The following is an 18,378-nucleotide window of genomic DNA, read 5'->3' as shown; positions in this document are numbered from 1 at the left end:
AGCTATGACCAAATACCGTCTGAGCGACGAACCCCGGTCCTTCAGTTATCAGGATAATGGCAACAAAAGAAGCGTATTACTACGCCAGATCATTGCACTGATTGATTTTAATGATGTTCCGGCTGGCACGCCTGGTGGCTGGATTGATGATGAGGCCGTACTGGCGCAGTACGGTGATTGCTGGATTTACGATGAGAATGCGATGGCATTTGCTGGGGCAACCATTTCAGGAAATGCCCGTATTACGCAGGCCAGCGTGGTCAGAGATGGCGCACGGATTGGCGGTGCCGTATGGATAGATCGGGCTGAAATTAGCCATGGCGCACAAATACGTGACAACGTCACCATTCAGGATTCTGTTGTACGTGGCGAGTGTCTTCTGTCGGGTGATGCGCGTGTTCTTGGAGGCTCCGAAGTCATCGCCGCCAAAGGGTTAACCCGTGAAAGCGACCAGTCCCTGCAAATATATGATCGCGCAACCGTAAACCATTCGCGCATTGTGCATCAGGTGCAGATCTATGGCGATGCAACCATTGACTACGCCTTTATTGAACACCGCGCCGAGGTTTTTGATTGTGCTCGCATCGAAGGTAATGAGGAAAATAACGTTTGGATCTGCGATTGCGCGAAGGTCTACGGCAACGCCCGCATCATTGCTGGCACCGATGAAGATGCGATACCAACCCTGCGCTATAGCTCTCAGGTGGCTGAGCATGCGGTAGTTGAAGGTAACTGTGTCCTGAAACACCATGTGCTGGTCGGGGGGCATGCAAAATTACGCGGCGGACCACTCCTGCTGGATGATCACATCCTGATTGAAGGCCACGCCTGTATTCTGGGTGAAGTGCTGATCGAGCATCATATTGAGATAACCGGTCAGGCCCACGTTGAAGCCTTTGATGGTGATGAGATCCATCTGCGCGGGCCAAAAGTTATCAACGGCGAACAACGTATTACGCGTACCCCCCTCGCCGGCTTATTCTGAAACGCTATCAATGATACGGGCATAGAGATTCACATCATGATAGCCATCATTGAGAAACTCGGCCTGCTTTAAACATCCTTCCAGCTGAAAACCGTTGCGCAGCGCCACCTGGTTGCTTTCCTGGTTATCCACGCGGCATTTAATAATGAACCGACGGATCTCGCCACGCTGTGCATGATGATGAATCAATGCCTGTAGTGACCGGGACATAATGCCCTGTCTCTGATGCGCCTCATCCAGCCAATAGCCGATGTAGGCCGCTTTGTTCAACGGTTCTATTTGGTTAAACGAGATAACGCCAACCACTTCACCTTGTTTGAAGATAAGGAACATTTTGGCGTAGCCACGCTGGTGCAACATCATATTCCCCTGCACATTCTTACGCGTATCGTCCTCAGATTCGACAAACTGCGGCCAGTTCAGCGACCGCTGGAGCCAAACTTTATTTTTGAGCACTAACTGATGCAAAGGCGTGACGTGTTGTTCTTCCACTGCCCGCAGTTCCAGCGTGTCACTGACGGTAATAATTTCTGACATGTTTATCTCCTTTGCGATTGTAAACGGGGGATTTCTGACTGGCAGTAGCCGATATTAATCTGCTTATCGCCGGGGATGTCATATTTTTATGCTGTAACAGCAATCACTTAGAAACAATCTCTGGCGCGGAAGCCGTTACTCTGGATGTCCGGTTATCCCTGGCAGGGATAGGCCGTACTGATGACAACAACACTTTCATTTTATTGCTAAGGAGCAAGCATGGCAGCACCTTTGGGTCGTTTAGCACTTATTCCGCTTTTACTGATTACCGCCTGTCACCAACCCGTCCCCACCACGCAAGCGGGGCCTGTTCCCTTTGCCGTTAACAAACAACAGGTTGTGGATAATACTACGCTGGAAATTTCCCGTAGCGCGCTGGAATATAACATTCATAAAGTTCAGCAACTGCTGGGAGACAAAACCCGGATGTGCGCCATTCTTAAAGGCGATGCGTATGGCCACGATCTCTCACTGGTTACGCCGGTGATGATGCAAAACGGTGTGCAGTGTATTGGCATCGCCAGCAACGAGGAAATTAGCACTGTTCGTCAGTCAGGTTATACATCGCAGCTAATGCGCGTTCGCAACGCGACGGAAAAAGAGATGCGCCAGGCGGCGGATTTTGATACCGAAGAGCTGATTGGTAATCTGGATATGGCTAAACGACTGAATGCGATTGCTCTGGAGAAAGGGAAAACGATTCGTATCCATCTGGCTCTCAACTCTGGCGGTATGTCACGAAATGGTCTGGAAGTCAGCACGGCGGCAGGTCTGGAAGAGGCCCGCGCCATTTCCACATTACCCGGTCTGAAAATTGTTGGCATCATGTCGCATTTCCCGGAAGAAGATGCGGCGGTGGTTAAACGCGATCTGGCCCGTTTCAATACGCAATCGGCCCAGGTACTCAACATTACCGGGCTTAAGCGCGAAGAGGTAACCCTGCATGTCGCGAATACGTTTGCCACCCTGACCGTTCCTGAATCCTGGCTCGACATGGTACGTGTTGGCGGTATTTTTTATGGCGATACGATCGCCAGCACCGAATACAAACGCGTCATGACGTTTAAATCGGCCATCGCGTCGGTAAACCATTACCCCAAAGGAAATACCGTCGGGTATGACAGAACCTATACCCTTAAACGTAACTCCGTTCTTGCCAATATTCCGACGGGTTATGCTGATGGATATCGTCGTGTGTTCAGTAACGTGGGACACGTATTGATCCACGGCCAGCGGGTTCCTGTGCTGGGTAAAACATCCATGAATACCGTGATTGTTGATGTGACCGATCTGCCGCAGGTTGCCTCAGGCGATGAAGTGGTGTTATTCGGTAAACAGGGAAATGCGCAGGTGAGCGCAGAAGAAGTCGAAGAAATTAGCGGCGCGCTGTTCACTGAAATGTCGATCCTCTGGGGGGCAACAAACAAACGCGTGATGGTCGATTAACGCCTAAAACAGGAAGGGCTTCCTTTTCTCGCTGGAAGCCCTTTTACACAGTGAGCACAGTACTATTTAGCTCTCACTGACACTCTCTCTTTGCAAAATTTTGAGCAAATCTTCCTTCAGGTGGAGTTTCTGTTTCTTAAGACGAACAATGTCCAAACTGTATCCCCGACCATCCGAACCTTCCAGTCTGGAAATCTCATGATCAAGGCTGTTGTGTTTTTCGAATAAGGACAGAAAACGAGGATTCTCGGATTTCAGTCGGGAAATAAGGTCTCTGTATTCTGGAAACATACTTTCTCCCTGTTAGTGGTAAAGAATGTGTATACGAAATACACATGATCAGCTTACCCGGTTAGGTCAGGGAAAAATGCGAAGAGGATCGAGTAAATAGTGTACAGATTGTTACGGTAGAGATTTCAGCAATGGCTCCCCAGAAGGAGAGCCATCAGAAGATCAATTAACGCATTTCACGGTCGTCAACGTACTGACGTTTATCCGGTGCAGGCGGGAAATACTGATACAGCCAGGTTTCACTGATAGCATCGCCCTGGCAGCGCAGGAACATGCGCATATCGACCGGGTCGGTTGAATCAGACGTTGGATACCAGTCAAACTGGATACGGTAACCGTCGATAGGCTCCACGTAGAGAATTTCAATCTGCTTCGCTTCGCCGCTGGAGAGCGTAATGACCGGTTCAATTCCCTTCGGCGCAGCCGCTTTCAGGTCCCCCCCCACGAAGTCAACGGCAAAACGACGTGCCCATTTTTCCGGGTAATGCTCGCCCGGTGCCCATCCTTCCGGGAAGCCACCCATACCGGTGCGGGTTGCCATCACACGGGCCAGCGGCGAACGTACCGGCGGCTGTGCGCTCCAGTACAGGCGATATTTGAATTCCAGGTCGTCACCGGCTTTGATTGCTTTATCCGGCTGCCAGAAGCAGACGACGTTATCCAGCGTTTCGCCAGTCGTCGGGATCTCCATCAGGCCGATGGTCCCCTTGCCCCACTGGTTACGCGGCTCGACCCACAGGCTTGGCCGCTTGTTGTACCAGCCCATGATGTCCTGATAGTGGGAGAAGTCACGATCCAACTGCAGCAGGCCAAACCCGCGCGGGTTGTTATCGGTATAGGCATTAAACTGCAGTTTTTGCGGGTTGTTCAGTGGACGACAGATCCACTCGCCGTTGCCACGCCACATAGCAAGACGATCGGAGTCGTGAATTTGCGGGTGAATGGTGTCACACATCCGGCGTTCATTGTTACCACAGCTGAACATGCTGGTCATCGGCGCAATGCCGAGTTGCTTGATGTCTTTACGCGCATAGACATGATTCTGCACATCCATGATCACCTGCGTTTTCTCACAGTGGATCACAAACTTAAATGCGCCGGTCACGCTTGGGCTATCGAGCAGTGCATAAACCGTAAATGAAGTGGCGCCCGGTTTAACCGTTTCGAACCAGAATGCGGTGAAGTCAGGAAACTCTTCTTTGCTGTCAGTATAGGTATCAACCGCCAGACCACGCGCCGACAAACCGTACTGATAGGTGTCATCTACAGCGCGAAAATAGCTGGCTCCCAGGAAGGACACGACATCACGACGGGCCAGTTCAGGCGCTTTGAACACGCGGAAACCGGCAAAACCGAGGTCAGTTTGCCCTTCCAGTTGTTTGGTATCCACACCGGCATCGTTGTACTTGAAAAGCTCCGGGCGGAAATGGATCTCACGCGCCATATGCGTACTGTCATCAACCGAGAACATACGTACGCGGCGACGGAAGCCCATTCCCACATGGAAGAACTGCGCGTCAAGCTGACGATTTTCAACGTTGTTCCACAGTGACTGTTCTGCGTCGTACTGAATACTGTTGTAAGCCTGCGGCGTCAGTTTAGCCAGCGTATCCGGCAATGCACGCGGTGCACCGCCCCACGGCTTCTGTGCTAAATCATGGGCCATCGATTGCAGAACGGAAAAATCAAAACGTACCGTTTTTCCGTCTGCAATGTCAGACTCTGCCGCATAGGCGGCGCGGGAAAAGAGTGATGCAATACCACTGGTTCCGCACACGGCGGCCACTGCCATTGAACCTTTAATAAATCGTCTGCGATTCATGCCTGAAAGTGAATCCTTCTGGTCGTGTAAATGGTCCCGCGCCGGTCAACATCTGCGGCAAGAGAGTGCACATTTCTGACCGCTCACTCTAGACAAAATTCATTAATAATCCAATTGTTGGTCGCCGATTATCTGTACAATATCGAAAATATTTTATGTCGATGAGAACAGGCCGAATCCCGTGTAAATTCAGTTAAAGTAAACCACACCGCCGTTTACTGCGTTCTTCTGCCTCCTGATACAACGCAAACTCATCATATACCGCGCAACCCAGCGCCTGTTCAAAGGCATCGCGGCTGGAATTACCGTGGCTGCGCGCCTGTGTTTCATTACCCAGATTAGACTGGAAAATCCCTGCGGCGCTCACCGGCAAGAAATCTTCATAGGTGATAGGCTGAGCAACCAGCCAGCCCCGCTCGATGAGCGGTTGTGGATCGTCATCCGGGCGAATAGCCTGGCGATGCGCTTCGCCCGACGGCGTCAGGCGATAACGGAACCAGGCCAGTCCCTGTTGGCGCAGCAGAAACTCGCTGTCCGGGAACGCCTTAAACACGTCCTGAAGATGCAGCTGGTGTGTCAGGTTATCTTTCCCCGTTCCCGCTATACTCAACAGTTCGTCGTACAACGCCCGCCCCTTTGGCGTCAGCGCCACACCACGTTGCTCGATTTCGCCAAAACGCGCAGTGTGAGTTCCTCGCATTTCGCCGGCAAACAACACCGGCTCTTCCAGCGCCTTAAAGCTGGTCTGGCGCAGCAAGATGGGCACCTCGCGCCGTGGTGGGCCTTCAATGAGAATTTTCGGTGCAATACCGCACTCCGGCATCATCGACTGTACCCGATCGATATCCAGCGTGCGCGGCGTCAGGTGGTTGATATGGCAACCGGGAAAACAGACCACATCGGCAATCAGTCGATGCTCGTTATGCAAGGCATGATACGTTTGCTCATCTACAGTGGCGTGTTGATGCCAACGGAACGTTTCCAGTGCTTCATGCACAAATTCCTGGGCCTGTGCGGGTGTGAAACTGCCCTGTGCATCAAACTCATCCAGCAATTCGTGACAACGACGCGTGAAAATATCACGCTTTGCGAGGATCTCCGCTGCCTGCTGGCGCAACACCACGTTCTCGATTAATTCGAGGCGTAATAGTGAAGTAAATACCCGAAACGGGTTGCGCGAAAGCGAGGCATCGTCGATGGGGCGAAACGCCGTGGAATGGACGGGGACGCCCGCCTGGGAGAGATCGTAATAGCTGACCGGATACATGCCCATAATGGCAAACATCCGCCGCAGTGTAGACAACTCCTGCGCAGTACCGACCCGGATTGCCCCATGGCGTTCAACATTGAGCCGTGCCAGTTCATCCGCATTGGCCAGTTTTTCATGCAGTGTCGGATTATTTTCCAGTACCGCCAGATTCACATCAGCGACAAGTTCCAGCAACGTGCCATACTGCGGGACTTCCTGCTGGTACATTGCTGACATTGCCTGCGAAAATTGTTCCCGAATCTCATCTGCCGTGATGGTGTTCGCCATAATGTCATGCCTCCAGTGAATATTACCTGGAGTGTAGAAAACACCGCTGAGTCCGGTGGGAAGAATTTACAAACTGTGATCCCGCATAAATTCCCCCCACCCACCAGGACAGTGAACTGAAACTTACTGACGTGGTTTTAAATGACTTTCCAGCCATGGCAGCATCTGTTTTTTACGACTGAGCATGCCTTCGACCTTGCAGGGTTGCGGGATATCTGACAACGCCGATCCGGCGAACCACAGACTGGTGTCGCCAAGATTGATGTCCGTCAGCATCAGTACCACCAGCGCGGCCTGATTTTCCTCAGCATAACGGGTCATCTCCTCGCGGAGATCGTCCAGCACACCGTCAACCTGGCGCAGTGCATACAGCTCGAGTTGCGCCACGCAGACTTTATGCCCATGAATAGTGAACGTTTTAATGTCTTTATGCAGCAGCTCACGGGCACTCATACCTTCGACGCTGGTTTTGGCCGACAGCAGATCACGGCTGAAAGCGTCCAGATCCACACCCGTTTTTTGGACCAGAGCCCCCACCGCCTGGCTGTCATCCGACGTAGTAGTGGGCGAACGAAGCGTGACGGTGTCACTTAGAATAGCCCCCAGGAGCAAAACAGCTTCCGCAGACGACAACTGACTGCGCTCGTCATCCGTCATCAGTTGCCACAACAGCGTTGCGCTGCTGCCAACAGGCTTAACCCAGACCTCTGGAGGAAGACGAGTCACTAATCCGCCGAGTCGATGATGGTCGATGATACCGACGACATTGCTCTCAGACAGCGATTCCGGTCCTTGTGTCGGTTCGGTGAAATCGACCACCCAAACATCCAGATCGGTCAGCGGAAACGTGAGTCGTTCGGGCATATCCAGTCCTGCATGCGCAAAGATAAATTGCGTTTCGCGGTTAGGTTCCCCCGCGCGCCATGCCGTCGCCTGCTGGCCTCGTAACGTAAGCCAGCGGGCTGTCATTGCCGCGGTGCAAATGGCATCGCTATCGGGGTTAAGGTGCCCTATTACATGGATCATTGGTCAGTGCCTTGTGATGATGAATGATGAAAAAGCGAACAATTGTCAGAGTATAACGACTGGCTACATTCCCTTCCATGATCCCACCACGCAGTCACACTGTACAAAACATAAGCAAAATAAATCAGTTGTAAGTAAAACGCGTTAAATGTTAATAATATTTTGCTATCAAGTTATCAAAAACAAACAACTTCACTTGTCACCGATACGGCTCTGTTTTTAACATCGCTTATGGAAAAAAATGTTCTGTTCAATCAGCGCATTCGCTTGCGCCATCTTCATACTTTTGTCGCCGTTGCCCAACAGGGAACGTTGGGGCGCGCGGCCGAAACCCTTAACCTGAGTCAACCAGCCCTCTCCAAAACCCTGAACGAACTGGAGCAATTGACCGGAACCCGACTCTTTGAACGCGGTCGTCTTGGTGCGCAGTTAACGTTGCCCGGCGAACAGTTTCTTACCCATGCAGTAAGAGTGCTTGATGCACTCAACACCGCCGGTCAGGCATTAAATCATCGTGAAGAATCTCAGAATGATGTCGTTCGTATTGGTGCCTTGCCAACAGCTGCATTAGGTATTCTGCCTGCAGTAATTGGTCAGTATCACAAGCAGCAAATGGAAACAACGCTGCAGGTTGCCACCATGAGTAATCCCATGATTCTGGCTGGCTTAAAATCCGGGGAGATCGACCTTGGTATTGGCCGTATGGCCGATCCGGAATTGATGGTTGGTCTGAACTACGAACTGTTATTTCTCGAATCGCTCAAGCTGGTTGTGCGACCGAATCATCCGTTGTTGCAAGAGACCATCACGCTGAGTCGGGTAATGGAATGGCCTGTCGTGGTGTCCCCCAAAGGGACCGCGCCACGACAGCACGCGGAAGCCTTGCTGCAAAGCCAGGGCTGTAAAATGCCCTCTGGATGTATCGAAACGTTGTCAGCTTCGCTTTCCCGCCAACTGACGGTGGATTACGACTACGTGTGGTTTGTGCCTTCAGGCGCGGTACGGGAAGATTTGCGCCAGGCAACGCTGGTGTCATTACCGGTACCTACGCATGGCGCGGGAGAGCCCATTGGGATACTTACCCGCGTGGACGTGCAATTGCCCTCAGCAGCGCAAGTTCTCATTGCCGCAATACGCAAAACCGTACCATTCTGAGGTAAAAAATAAGGGACCATTCGGTCCCTTATCTCATTAAAATGTTTCCCAGTTATCACCGCTGGTTCCCGCTGTCTTCGGCAGCGTATGTCCCGAGTTTTTGGCAAATGGCACGCGCTTTACAGCACTTGCACCCTGTAAGCGGAATATACCGACCGCCTCCGTTAAGCGCGCAGCCTGTTCTTCCAGCGAGGCCGCTGCAGCCGAGGCTTCTTCGACCAGTGAGGCGTTCTGCTGCGTCACTTTATCCATCTCTGAAATCGCCTGGCTTACCTGCACGATACCCCGGCTCTGTTCATCAGAGGCCGCTGCAATTTCCAGCATAATATCGGTGACACGTTTTACCGCATCGACAATGTCCGTCATGGTATTACCCGCAGCCACAACCTCACCAGCCCCCTGGTCAATCAACCGCACTGACTCACTGATCAATCCTTCAATCTCTTTCGCTGCCTGGGCGCTGCGGCTTGCCAACGTGCGAACTTCACTGGCGACGACGGCAAATCCACGCCCTTGTTCTCCTGCCCGCGCCGCTTCCACCGCCGCATTCAGCGCCAGAATATTGGTCTGGAAGGCAATGCTGTTGATGACAGCGGTAATTTCAGAGATTTTTTTCGAGCTGGTCGAGATATTGCCCATGGTTTTCACCACGCCAGAAACCATCTGCCCACCGCGACTGGCTTTGCCGGAGGCATCTTCCGCCAGTTTACTGGCATGGTGTGCGTTGTCCGCGTTTTGTTTCACCGTAGCAGTCAGTTCTTCCATGCTGGCCGCCGTTTGTTCAATCGCCGCGGCCTGTTCTTCAGTACGTGATGACAGATCGGTATTGCCCGCCGAGATTTCACTGGTGCCGCGATAGATTTCTTCCGCCCCCTGGCGTACCGTGCCTACGGTTTTCTGCAGTGAATGTTGCATCGTCTGAAGATGATGGCTCAGACGACCAATCTCACTGCGTCCGGTTGGTTCATCCTGCATGGTCAGATCGCCTGCAGAAATTTGCTCAATACGCTGGGCCGCGCGCAACAGTGGATGAATCACGGTACGACGCAGGACAACAAACGTCATCATGGTTAACACCAGTGCCAGAATAAATGCGCCCAGCATAAAGGCCATGCCGAGTTGCGTGCGCTGGTGAGCCTGCTCGCTGAGATGATTCGCCCTTGCAGTACGAATTTCAATGGCTTTCAGTAGCGCCTTGTTGTAGGCAGAATCCAGCGACCTGGCCTGTTCATTTTCATGGTTGATGATCGCTTCAAACATGCCGTTTTTGGCGTACTTGAGCATCGGTTGTAAACCGTCGACATAGGCCTTAAAGCTTGCGCTCAGTTCAGCGTCTAAGGCTTCGTCCTCCGACGTTTTCACCACGCGAGACATATAAGCAGTAAAACCATCCTGAGATTGCTTAATGCGTTTTTCCGCCTCTGCGATATTGGCCTTCATATCGTCCATTTCGGCAATGCGACTCGCTGCGCCGGCGTGGATCATATTGATACGGGCTGTACGTAGGTGATTAGAACTGTTAGATAACCCCATCCTGACCTGAATCTCATCGGTCACGTCGCGCTGATCGCGATCGGCCTGCATAAGAAAATAGCCTGCCAGCCCGGAACTCAAAGCAAACAGCAGAAGGATGCCACCGAGAATGGAGGAAAACAGCGGAACCAGTCTGATTTGATGCAGAAAGCCCAGTTTATTCTGGGCTTGCATCGATATTGTATTGTCCATGACCGTCGACTCTCTTGTAGGGGTTATGCGTGAAAACACGCCCATTAGATAGTCATCGGCAATTCATAAAGTTTGCTTACCGTGAAAAGCGCAAGATTCGTCACACTTTCACAACATCATTCAAAGAAATTCAGGAAAGTGCCAGCGGTGAATTCCGCTGGCCAATGAATCAGTTATCGCCAAAGTGGATAACGGTACGAATGGACTTACCCTGATGCATTAAATCAAACGCTTCGTTGATCTGCTCCAGCGGTAAGCGATGGGTAATAAACGGGTCCAACTGAATTTTCCCGCTCATTGCATCTTCAACCATTCCAGGCAGCTGGGTGCGCCCTTTCACGCCACCAAACGCAGACCCGCGCCACACGCGTCCGGTTACCAGTTGGAACGGACGGGTTTTTATTTCCTGTCCGGCACCAGCCACACCAATGATGATGCTTTCACCCCATCCTTTATGGCAGCATTCCAGCGCCGCACGCATGACATTTACGTTACCAATGCATTCAAAGCTGAAGTCCACGCCACCGTCGGTAAGCTCGACAATCACATCCTGAACCGGTTTATCATAATCGGTCGGGTTGATGAAATCGGTCGCCCCCATTTCAGCCGCCAGCTTGAATTTTTCCGGGTTAGTATCAACCGCCAGAATACGCCCTGCTTTCGCCTGTACTGCCCCCTGGATCACTGCCAGACCAATGCCGCCCAGTCCAAATACGGCCACGGTATCGCCTTCTTTCACTTTCGCCGTATTATGTACTGCACCGATCCCGGTGGTTACGCCACAGCCCAACAGACACACTTTATCCAGCGGTGCTTGCGGGTTAACCTTTGCCAGCGAGATCTCTGCACAAACGGTGTATTCGCTGAAAGTACTGGTACCCATATAGTGATAGATGGGTTCGCCGTTATAAGAGAAACGCGTAGTGCCATCCGGCATCAGGCCTTTACCCTGGGTAGCACGTACGGCCTGACACAAGTTAGTTTTGCCAGACTTACAGAACTTACACTCACCACATTCTGCCGTGTACAGCGGGATCACATGGTCACCCGGTTTCAGACTGGTGACGCCCTCACCCACTTCAACCACGATACCACCGCCTTCATGACCGAGTACCGCCGGAAACACACCTTCCGGATCGTCGCCAGAGAGCGTAAAAGCGTCAGTATGGCACACGCCTGTGTGGGTAATTTTAACCAGCACTTCACCTTTCTTTGGCGGTGCGACGTCGATCTCGACAATTTTTAACGGCTGGCCGGGGCCGAATGCAACTGCTGCACGTGATTTCATTTGTCTCTTCCCATTATTGCGAGGTGATAGTGTTATTTTAGATAAGCGCGCAGAAGATGGCCGATTTCAGCCATGCGCACAGCACGCTGGTCTGGGGTTGTATCCCCGCTGACCAGTTCATCTTTCAGGTGGATCTCAACCATTTCGCCCATCAGGCCATTGGATGCGCCGCGCACGGCGGCAATTTGTTGCAGGATAGCCAGACACGGCTCGCCGGATTCCAGCGCGCGCTCAAGCGCATCAACCTGGCCGCGAATACGCCGTACACGGGTGAGAATGCGTTTCTTATCTTCAGGTGAATGCGGCATACGCCCTCCATATACTATAGGGGGGTATGGTATCAGTTTTTTTAACTAATTGTAAAATAAATAACTTGTTATTATTTAATGAGTTGTACAAACAGCACATATAGACATATGTGGACATACACAGCCTTTTTCATGCCCCAAAATCTGCCTCCAAAGCAATTTTGCCCCCAATATGCCCCCAGACTTTATCTTCTTTAGCTATCGGTTTTGACTGAATCAGGAGTTTAAAATTAGGGTTTCATCAATGAACAAAGCCGCTTGCGCTTAGGGAGGCGAAATAGCCCAACTCCAAGCCAGCACAACACCGTAGAACCCCGTCCTTCAGGACGGGGAGGATGCCAATCTCATTACACAGTATGTTGTTAGTTTATTGATGAATAACCTTTTTGCACAATCATTTGATATATCACTTTCGTGCCGAATAAGTATTCTTCAGGCGAGCAATATGTATTACCTCAAGTATGAAAACATGCTCGCTATAACACTCGCTATAACAAAAAACACAAGATAAGAAATAATCGTCACCAACAAAGCATACCCGTAGCGCGCTATAACTGAGCCCTGACCACGAATAATACTGGCATTGATCATTGCCCCAACTAAACCTACGAAACCGCCTATCGCACCACCAATGAATATGAGAAGAAATGGCAGGCATAATAATACATACTCATACCAGGTCATTGGAGGAGCCAGCGGTATTTTTTCCCCGTCAATGACAATAGTTGGGATAGGATCGATGACTGACTTAATTTCTACTATGGCTGGTGATCCATTATCGTCTTCCAACAGATACCGTTTTTTTAGACCTTTCATCTTCTTTTGCTCTATACCATCTATCAGTAGAGAGGGGTTTTTAAATATTGTCCTGGTACTAACGCTGAGTTTTTTACCCTGAAAACGTGGATGTTTGATTGCTATTTCCATGATAACTCCTCTATTTTCCATAATAAAAAATATAGTTTTTTATATAAAGTTTTGTATTCAACGCGGACGGCAGCCTTTCAGCTTCCGCCCGCAGCGCAGGATTTAATCCCTGCTGTGTTCAGGACTCGGCTCAGAAATTAAAACGGAACCCGACACTGCCCGTGACCGGTGACTCGGTCTGCTTACCGTTTTCATAACGGGCTTCAGCCCAGACGCCAGCATTTGGGGTCAGCTGCGCACTGACACCCAGTCCGTATTTCCCGGTCGTCCCGGAGATATCATTCCTGAAGTCGTAGGTGTCATTGATACGGACTTTGTTGTTGTCCGAAAATTCATGACTCACCGCCGCCGACAGGTACGGTTTGACTTCTTTTCCTGCAACGTCAAGGGTCATCCCCAGCTTCACGCCAGCTTCAGCCTGCAGGGATTTGGTCGCACCGATACTGGCTTTCATGCCGTTATTCAGGCTGATATCTTTCCCATCGGCCCGGAACGCCGTTGTCCGCACGTATGGCTGCGCCCAGGCATTCTCATTCAGACTGAAGGTCCTGCCCGCTTCAAGACTGCCGCCGAAACCGTTCTGGCTGTAATCCCCTTTCACCGCCGAGCCGTCGCTCATCCAGGTACGCAGCTCATTACTGAAGCGGTTGAATTTGATAACCCCGTCCACGTAGTAGCCGTCATTATCAAACCAGGTCGCGTACAGACCACCACCTGTGCTGTCGACTGTACTCTTTCCACCACGCGCATGCTTAATGCTGTTGTCGCTGTAAGAGAAGAAAGTGCCTGCAGCTAAACGGCTCTCACCCAGGTCAAAGACCTTGTCGGCGCCGGTTTCGAAACCGTTCTGCGTCAGGGTATAGCCGGAGCTGGCCCCGCCGCTGATGCGGTTTTCTGACCCGGTATAACGGCCCCATACGCCCCCTGGGGCACGGGTATTCTGCATCACATCACCGTGACGGAAACGCAGATTATCCAGCTCGCTGTTGAAAACGTATGCCGGTACCGTCGCCATGCCCAGTACCGCGTCGGCTGATTTGGTTGTGCGACGCACCGGAGACGACGATGTACCTGCATCCGGCTCAGCCGGCGGAGTAACCGGAGGTGGGGTGTCAGCCTGCAGATACCAGTCGGTATTTTCCTTACTCAGGCTGTATTCCCAGGTACCGGCATCGACTTTCCCGCCTTTCAGGGTAAACGCCGCATCACCGCCGCCGGTCTGCACCACCTGAAGCGGTGCACCAGCAGATACTGGCTCCAGGCCGGTGTTTTTGATATCCAGCACAAAGTTACCGCTGGCATTACCCGTGACATTCAGCATATCTCCGGTATGTGCTGCGATATCCGTGTTCATCCGGAACGTCCCGCTACCCGACAGGCTCCCGAGCGCCAGCGACACCGCCTGGAAGGCTGGCGTCAGACGCGTGGTTGTTGGCGGACGGAAATCAACGGTCCCGTTATCCAGCGTTAATGCGCCGACAGTGGAGTCACCATCGAGATGCCAGACAGACGCACCTTTAACCGCCATATCACCTGCGCCGGTGTTGTCTCCCTCAACGCTCCCCGTCAGGATGCTCCCGTTATCCAGCGTCAGGGTGGTGCCTGACTGGGTCGTCACATTAGCTTTCGCCTGAAGGGCATCCATCGTCATGGCCCCACCACTCTGAAGGACAATCCCGCCGTCCTGAGACAACAGACCGCTGAAGCGGGTGCTCCCGCCTTCCTGTGTCAGGATACCGCTACCCGTCAGGGTGCCTGTGAAGGTCGCAGCACTGTTGTTGAGGTAATACAGGTTCCCTTCATTTGTGACTACGTCACCGACGAGCGTCCCTTTATCAGTCAGGGTGGTGGTGCCGTAGAGCACACCGCCGCTGCGGACATCCAGCGTACCACCACTGCCAACAGTTGTAGCGCTGGCCTGATGACCGTCAAACACCGTCAGGTATCCGCCGTTTTCCAGCAGCATATTGGCTGCACTGCCGCCAGCGATACTAAAACTGCCTTTATCGCTGGTACCACTCAGGAATGCACTGGTATTGGTGACGACTGCCCCGCCACTGTTCTGGGTAACTTTAGAGGCTGAACCACCGGCTTCCACCTGCAGCATGCCGCCGCTGGTAATGGTCGTTTCTGTGACATTGCCGTCGATGTAAACATGCTGACGTCCACCGCTGTTAACGGTTGTGTCCGTGGCACTGCCGCCACTGGAGACGTACTGGCGTCCGCCGTTGAGAATAGAGGTACCTGTGGCACTTCCGCCGTAGAGAAACTGCCCCCCACCGGAATTAATTGTAGTGTCAGTGGTAATGCCGCCGCTGGAGACAAACTGGCGCCCAGTATTGTTAATCACGGTGTCAGTGGCACTGCCGCCGATACGGACATACTGGCGACCGCCGCTATTAACAGAAGTTGCCCTGGCGCTGCCGCCTTTTGAGACAAACTGACGCCCTCCGTCATTAACAGAGGCATTCAAAGCATTGCCGCCGCTGTAGACATATTGGCTCCCCCCGCTGTTAATGAGAGTGGCCGAGGCAACACCGCCACCAGAGACGGCCTGGACACCACCACTGTTAAGGGTAGTGCTCGTGGCACTGCCGCCTGAATAGATATTCTCGCGGCCACCGTTATTAACAATGGTACCCGTGACACTACCGCCGCTGGAGACATGCAGTAAGCCATTGCTGTTAATAGTAGTGTCAGTAGCGCTGCCGTAGACATACTGGCGTCCACCATTGATGGTGGTACTTGTGGCGCTACCACCGTTGTAGACATACTGGGTCCCACTGTCGTTAATGGTGGTGCTCGTGGCACTGCCGTCGACATACTGGGTCCCTCTGTCGTTAATGGTGGTACTTGTGGCGCTACCACCGTTGTAGACATACTGGGTCCCACTGTCGTTAATGGTGGTGCTCGTGGCGCTACCGTAGACATACTGGGTCCCACTGTCGTTAATGGTGGTGCTCGTGGCACTGCCGTCGACATACTGGGTCCCTCTGTCGTTAATGGTGGTGCTCGTGGCGCTACCGTAGACATACTGGCTCCCATCGTGAATGGTGGTGCTCGTGGCACTGCCGTCGACATACTGGGTCCCTCTGTCGTTAATGGTGGTACTTGCGGCACTACCACCGCTGCTGACACGCATATACCCACCGCTGTTAATGGTGGTTCCCGTGGCCTGATGCCCGTTGAGTACATCGAGAGAGCCACCGTTTTCCAGCAGCATATTGTTGGCGCTTCCCCCGGCAATACTGAAGCTGCCGTTAGTGTGAGTACCGTTCAGGGCGGCACCGGTATCCGTGGAAATTCTGCCGCCGCTGTTCTGAGTAATATCAACCGCACTGCCGCCAGAGCTGAGATACAGGCTCCCACCGCTGTTAATAATGGTACTCGTGACATTGCCCCCACTGAAGACATACTGGGTCCCATCGTGAATGGTGGTGCCCGTGGCACTGCCTCCGCTGTAGACATACTGGTACCCACCACTGTTAACGGTAGTGTCCGTGGCGCTACCGAAGACATACTGGGTCCCATCGTTAATGGTGGTGCTCGTGGCGCTACCGTAGACATACTGGCTCCCATCGTGAATGGTGGTGTCCGTGGCGCTACCGGAGACATACTGGCTCCCACCACTGTTAATGGTAGTGTCCGTGGCGCTACCACCACTGGAAACATACTGGCTCCCACCGCTGTTAATGGTGGTATTTGTCGCCGTATCGCCTGCAGACAGGTACATGGATGAACTTGTCAGCGTCTGATTGTCATAGGCTGTAGCCAGAGCGGGCGCCGACGGCATAAGCAGGCCGGCAATCAGCCCTGCCAGCACGGTACGTTTGATTTGACGGGGGCGCCGACCTCCTTTCCGGGTCAGCTCTGAGGTAACGACCCACATCCCGGTGGATTCGTTCCACACAGTGTTATAAACCTTATTCATTGCTTACTCCTTTCTCCAGGGGGACCTCAACACCCTGCTCAGTTAAAAAACGGTGAAGTTTATTGATGACGCCATTGACCTGGGCGCCGGTTATCAGCCGGGTACATTCAAATTGCCGGTCGGTGTTTTTATGTCTCGGGCACCACATAAAATCTTTATGGTCAAAATTCAGCGACGTGTCGTCCCAGCATCCATTGCACCCGTGAGAGTTAAATACCCGCCACGGGGTATAAAATTCGCTGTTGGGCAGGCTGAAGCCGCTTATCAGCACCACCGGGATTCCGGTAGCCCACGCCAGCCATGACAGGCCGCTTGGCAGGCCAATGAAGAAGCTGGCATGCCGCAGCAGGTTCACCCGCTCCTGCAGCGGGAGCCTGCCGGTGAAGTCCTCTGCACCCCAGGGGATATGGTTCCAGACAAAGCCCTGGCCATAATGGGCATCCCGGTCAATGCACAGCACCCGGTAACCCAGCGATTTCAGGTGAGCGACAACCTCACTCCAGCCGGTGCCGTTGTTCCAGTATTTCGCCTGACAGGTGGACTGTGTGGCGATGCACACATAGGGCTCCTGGATAACCCGGGGCGCAGACAGGTCAAGCCGGACGGGGGCTTCACGCGGGTCAACGCCCAGAATGTAGCCCGCAGAACGGTGGAAACCGACCTTGCGGAAATCCACCGGCTGATTGTCTGTATCACCACCGAAATAGAGCCCCACACGATAGGTGGCATAAGGCGCCCCCGTGCGCGGTTTATCCGGCGTGGAAAACTGTATCTGCGGATACTGAGGTGCCAGCAGGTCAATAATGTCCTGCGCCATCGTGCACTCCAGACGGCACTTGTGCAGGGCCTGGAAGCGTTCGGCATAAGGGAACCAGCCGAGCAAATCGCCCAGCGTCCCGGTCGGGAATGAAATCAGCACAGGCCGGTCTTTTAATTTCAGGGTTTCATCCAGCAGGGGCGTTTCTTCCCCCTGACGGAATACCTGAATACGAAAACGCACAAAATATTTCTTACGGCTGGTCACCCAGCCTTTATCCACATCGCAGCAGAAAAGAATATTGTCTGAATCCGCATCCAGCAGACGCACGTGCCATTTCCCTTCAGGAAGCAATACACGGGCGCCATCATTAAAATCATAAAAGATATTTTCAGGTCCGGCCTGTGTTGGCGTGTCAGGCGGAGGGATAAAAAATGTATTCTTCAGCGTTGACATATTTTCACCTTCAAAAATATATAAGCGTTGAAAAGCACGATGAGTACGCTAACAATATAACTGACGTGTCTTTCTTATAATGTCATCACCTCGCGCATCCCATCCTGTTTAGTCAACGACTTTAGTCGTTGCAGATGAAATGTTCTCTGCATTACTTCCGGCTACGCGCAGGAGTTAGTTTACAGTT

Annotated in this window: 14 protein-coding genes and 1 pseudogene; 3 read left to right on the top strand and 12 right to left on the bottom strand. The window is 52.5% G+C overall.

Annotated elements, in window-relative coordinates; genetic code table 11:
• Positions 1 to 4 precede the first annotated feature (4 nt).
• The gene (gene ydcK / locus ACLJXE_RS12325; protein ID WP_410750986.1) at positions 5 to 985 is read left to right on the top strand and encodes a YdcK family protein; all 981 of its coding nucleotides are present in this window, start codon (positions 5 to 7) and stop codon (positions 983 to 985) included.
• On the opposite strand, the gene rimL is transcribed toward ydcK, so the two are convergent.
• The gene (rimL, locus tag ACLJXE_RS12320; RefSeq protein WP_410750985.1) at positions 977 to 1,522 is read right to left on the bottom strand and encodes a 50S ribosomal protein L7/L12-serine acetyltransferase; all 546 of its coding nucleotides are present in this window, start codon (positions 1,520 to 1,522) and stop codon (positions 977 to 979) included. The two genes, ydcK and rimL, sit on opposite strands and share 9 nt — an antisense overlap.
• A gap of 219 nt (positions 1,523 to 1,741) precedes the next feature.
• Here rimL and alr point away from each other — a divergent pair, with 219 nt between their 5' ends.
• Complete coding sequence (gene alr, locus ACLJXE_RS12315; protein ID WP_410750984.1) at positions 1,742 to 2,968, top strand: alanine racemase; 1,227 nt, start codon at positions 1,742 to 1,744, stop codon at positions 2,966 to 2,968.
• Between the two features lie 66 nt (positions 2,969 to 3,034).
• Here the strand turns inward: alr and ACLJXE_RS12310 are convergent, their stop codons facing one another.
• From ACLJXE_RS12310 to ACLJXE_RS12295, 4 genes are all read right to left on the bottom strand, one after another.
• On the bottom strand, positions 3,035 to 3,259 hold the full coding sequence (locus tag ACLJXE_RS12310; RefSeq protein ID WP_003020276.1) for a YdcH family protein: 225 nt from the start codon (positions 3,257 to 3,259) through the stop codon (positions 3,035 to 3,037).
• Positions 3,260 to 3,425: 166 nt separating this feature from the next.
• Positions 3,426 to 5,081 carry a glucan biosynthesis protein D gene (locus tag ACLJXE_RS12305; protein WP_137381794.1) on the bottom strand — a complete coding sequence of 552 codons (1,656 nt, stop codon included), beginning with the start codon at positions 5,079 to 5,081 and terminating at the stop codon, positions 3,426 to 3,428.
• A 193-nt stretch (positions 5,082 to 5,274) separates the two neighbouring features.
• On the bottom strand, positions 5,275 to 6,618 hold the full coding sequence (locus ACLJXE_RS12300) for a VOC family protein (RefSeq protein ID WP_410750983.1): 1,344 nt from the start codon (positions 6,616 to 6,618) through the stop codon (positions 5,275 to 5,277).
• Positions 6,619 to 6,741: 123 nt separating this feature from the next.
• Positions 6,742 to 7,644: a manganese-dependent inorganic pyrophosphatase gene (locus ACLJXE_RS12295; protein ID WP_286630199.1), complete on the bottom strand. Its 903-nt coding sequence runs from the start codon at positions 7,642 to 7,644 to the stop codon at positions 6,742 to 6,744.
• Between the two features lie 231 nt (positions 7,645 to 7,875).
• On the opposite strand from ACLJXE_RS12295, the gene ACLJXE_RS12290 reads away from it, so the two are divergent.
• Positions 7,876 to 8,799 (top strand): LysR substrate-binding domain-containing protein, encoded by a 924-nt coding sequence (locus ACLJXE_RS12290; RefSeq protein ID WP_410750982.1) that lies wholly within the window; start codon positions 7,876 to 7,878, stop codon positions 8,797 to 8,799.
• A 36-nt stretch (positions 8,800 to 8,835) separates the two neighbouring features.
• On the opposite strand, the gene ACLJXE_RS12285 is transcribed toward ACLJXE_RS12290, so the two are convergent.
• The 7 genes and pseudogenes from ACLJXE_RS12285 to ACLJXE_RS12255 all read right to left on the bottom strand — a co-directional run bounded on the left by ACLJXE_RS12285 (position 8,836) and on the right by ACLJXE_RS12255 (position 18,191).
• Entirely contained in the window at positions 8,836 to 10,524 is a 1,689-nt protein-coding gene (locus ACLJXE_RS12285) for a methyl-accepting chemotaxis protein (protein ID WP_410750981.1), read from the bottom strand.
• Between the two features lie 169 nt (positions 10,525 to 10,693).
• A complete protein-coding gene (locus ACLJXE_RS12280; RefSeq protein ID WP_286630196.1) occupies positions 10,694 to 11,812 on the bottom strand; it encodes an S-(hydroxymethyl)glutathione dehydrogenase/class III alcohol dehydrogenase in 1,119 nt (372 codons plus the stop codon).
• A gap of 32 nt (positions 11,813 to 11,844) precedes the next feature.
• Positions 11,845 to 12,120: a metal/formaldehyde-sensitive transcriptional repressor gene (locus tag ACLJXE_RS12275; protein ID WP_012132328.1), complete on the bottom strand. Its 276-nt coding sequence runs from the start codon at positions 12,118 to 12,120 to the stop codon at positions 11,845 to 11,847.
• Positions 12,121 to 12,570: 450 nt separating this feature from the next.
• Positions 12,571 to 13,047 (bottom strand): hypothetical protein, encoded by a 477-nt coding sequence (locus ACLJXE_RS12270; protein WP_410750980.1) that lies wholly within the window; start codon positions 13,045 to 13,047, stop codon positions 12,571 to 12,573.
• Positions 13,048 to 13,177: 130 nt separating this feature from the next.
• Positions 13,178 to 16,327, bottom strand: coding sequence for an autotransporter outer membrane beta-barrel domain-containing protein (locus ACLJXE_RS12265; RefSeq protein WP_410751037.1), 3,150 nt, complete (start codon positions 16,325 to 16,327; stop codon positions 13,178 to 13,180).
• 129 nt (positions 16,328 to 16,456) lie between these two features.
• A pseudogene (locus ACLJXE_RS12260) lies at positions 16,457 to 16,936 on the bottom strand (AIDA repeat-containing protein); the annotation flags it as partial.
• A 34-nt stretch (positions 16,937 to 16,970) separates the two neighbouring features.
• On the bottom strand, positions 16,971 to 18,191 hold the full coding sequence (locus ACLJXE_RS12255) for an autotransporter strand-loop-strand O-heptosyltransferase (RefSeq protein ID WP_410750979.1): 1,221 nt from the start codon (positions 18,189 to 18,191) through the stop codon (positions 16,971 to 16,973).
• Positions 18,192 to 18,378 lie beyond the last annotated feature (187 nt).

It is taken from the genome of Citrobacter sp. U14242 (genome assembly GCF_046555775.1).
GTDB lineage: Bacteria > Pseudomonadota > Gammaproteobacteria > Enterobacterales > Enterobacteriaceae > Citrobacter.
Note: the sequence above shows the minus strand (reverse complement) of the source record. Positions and strands in the feature narration are given on the sequence as shown.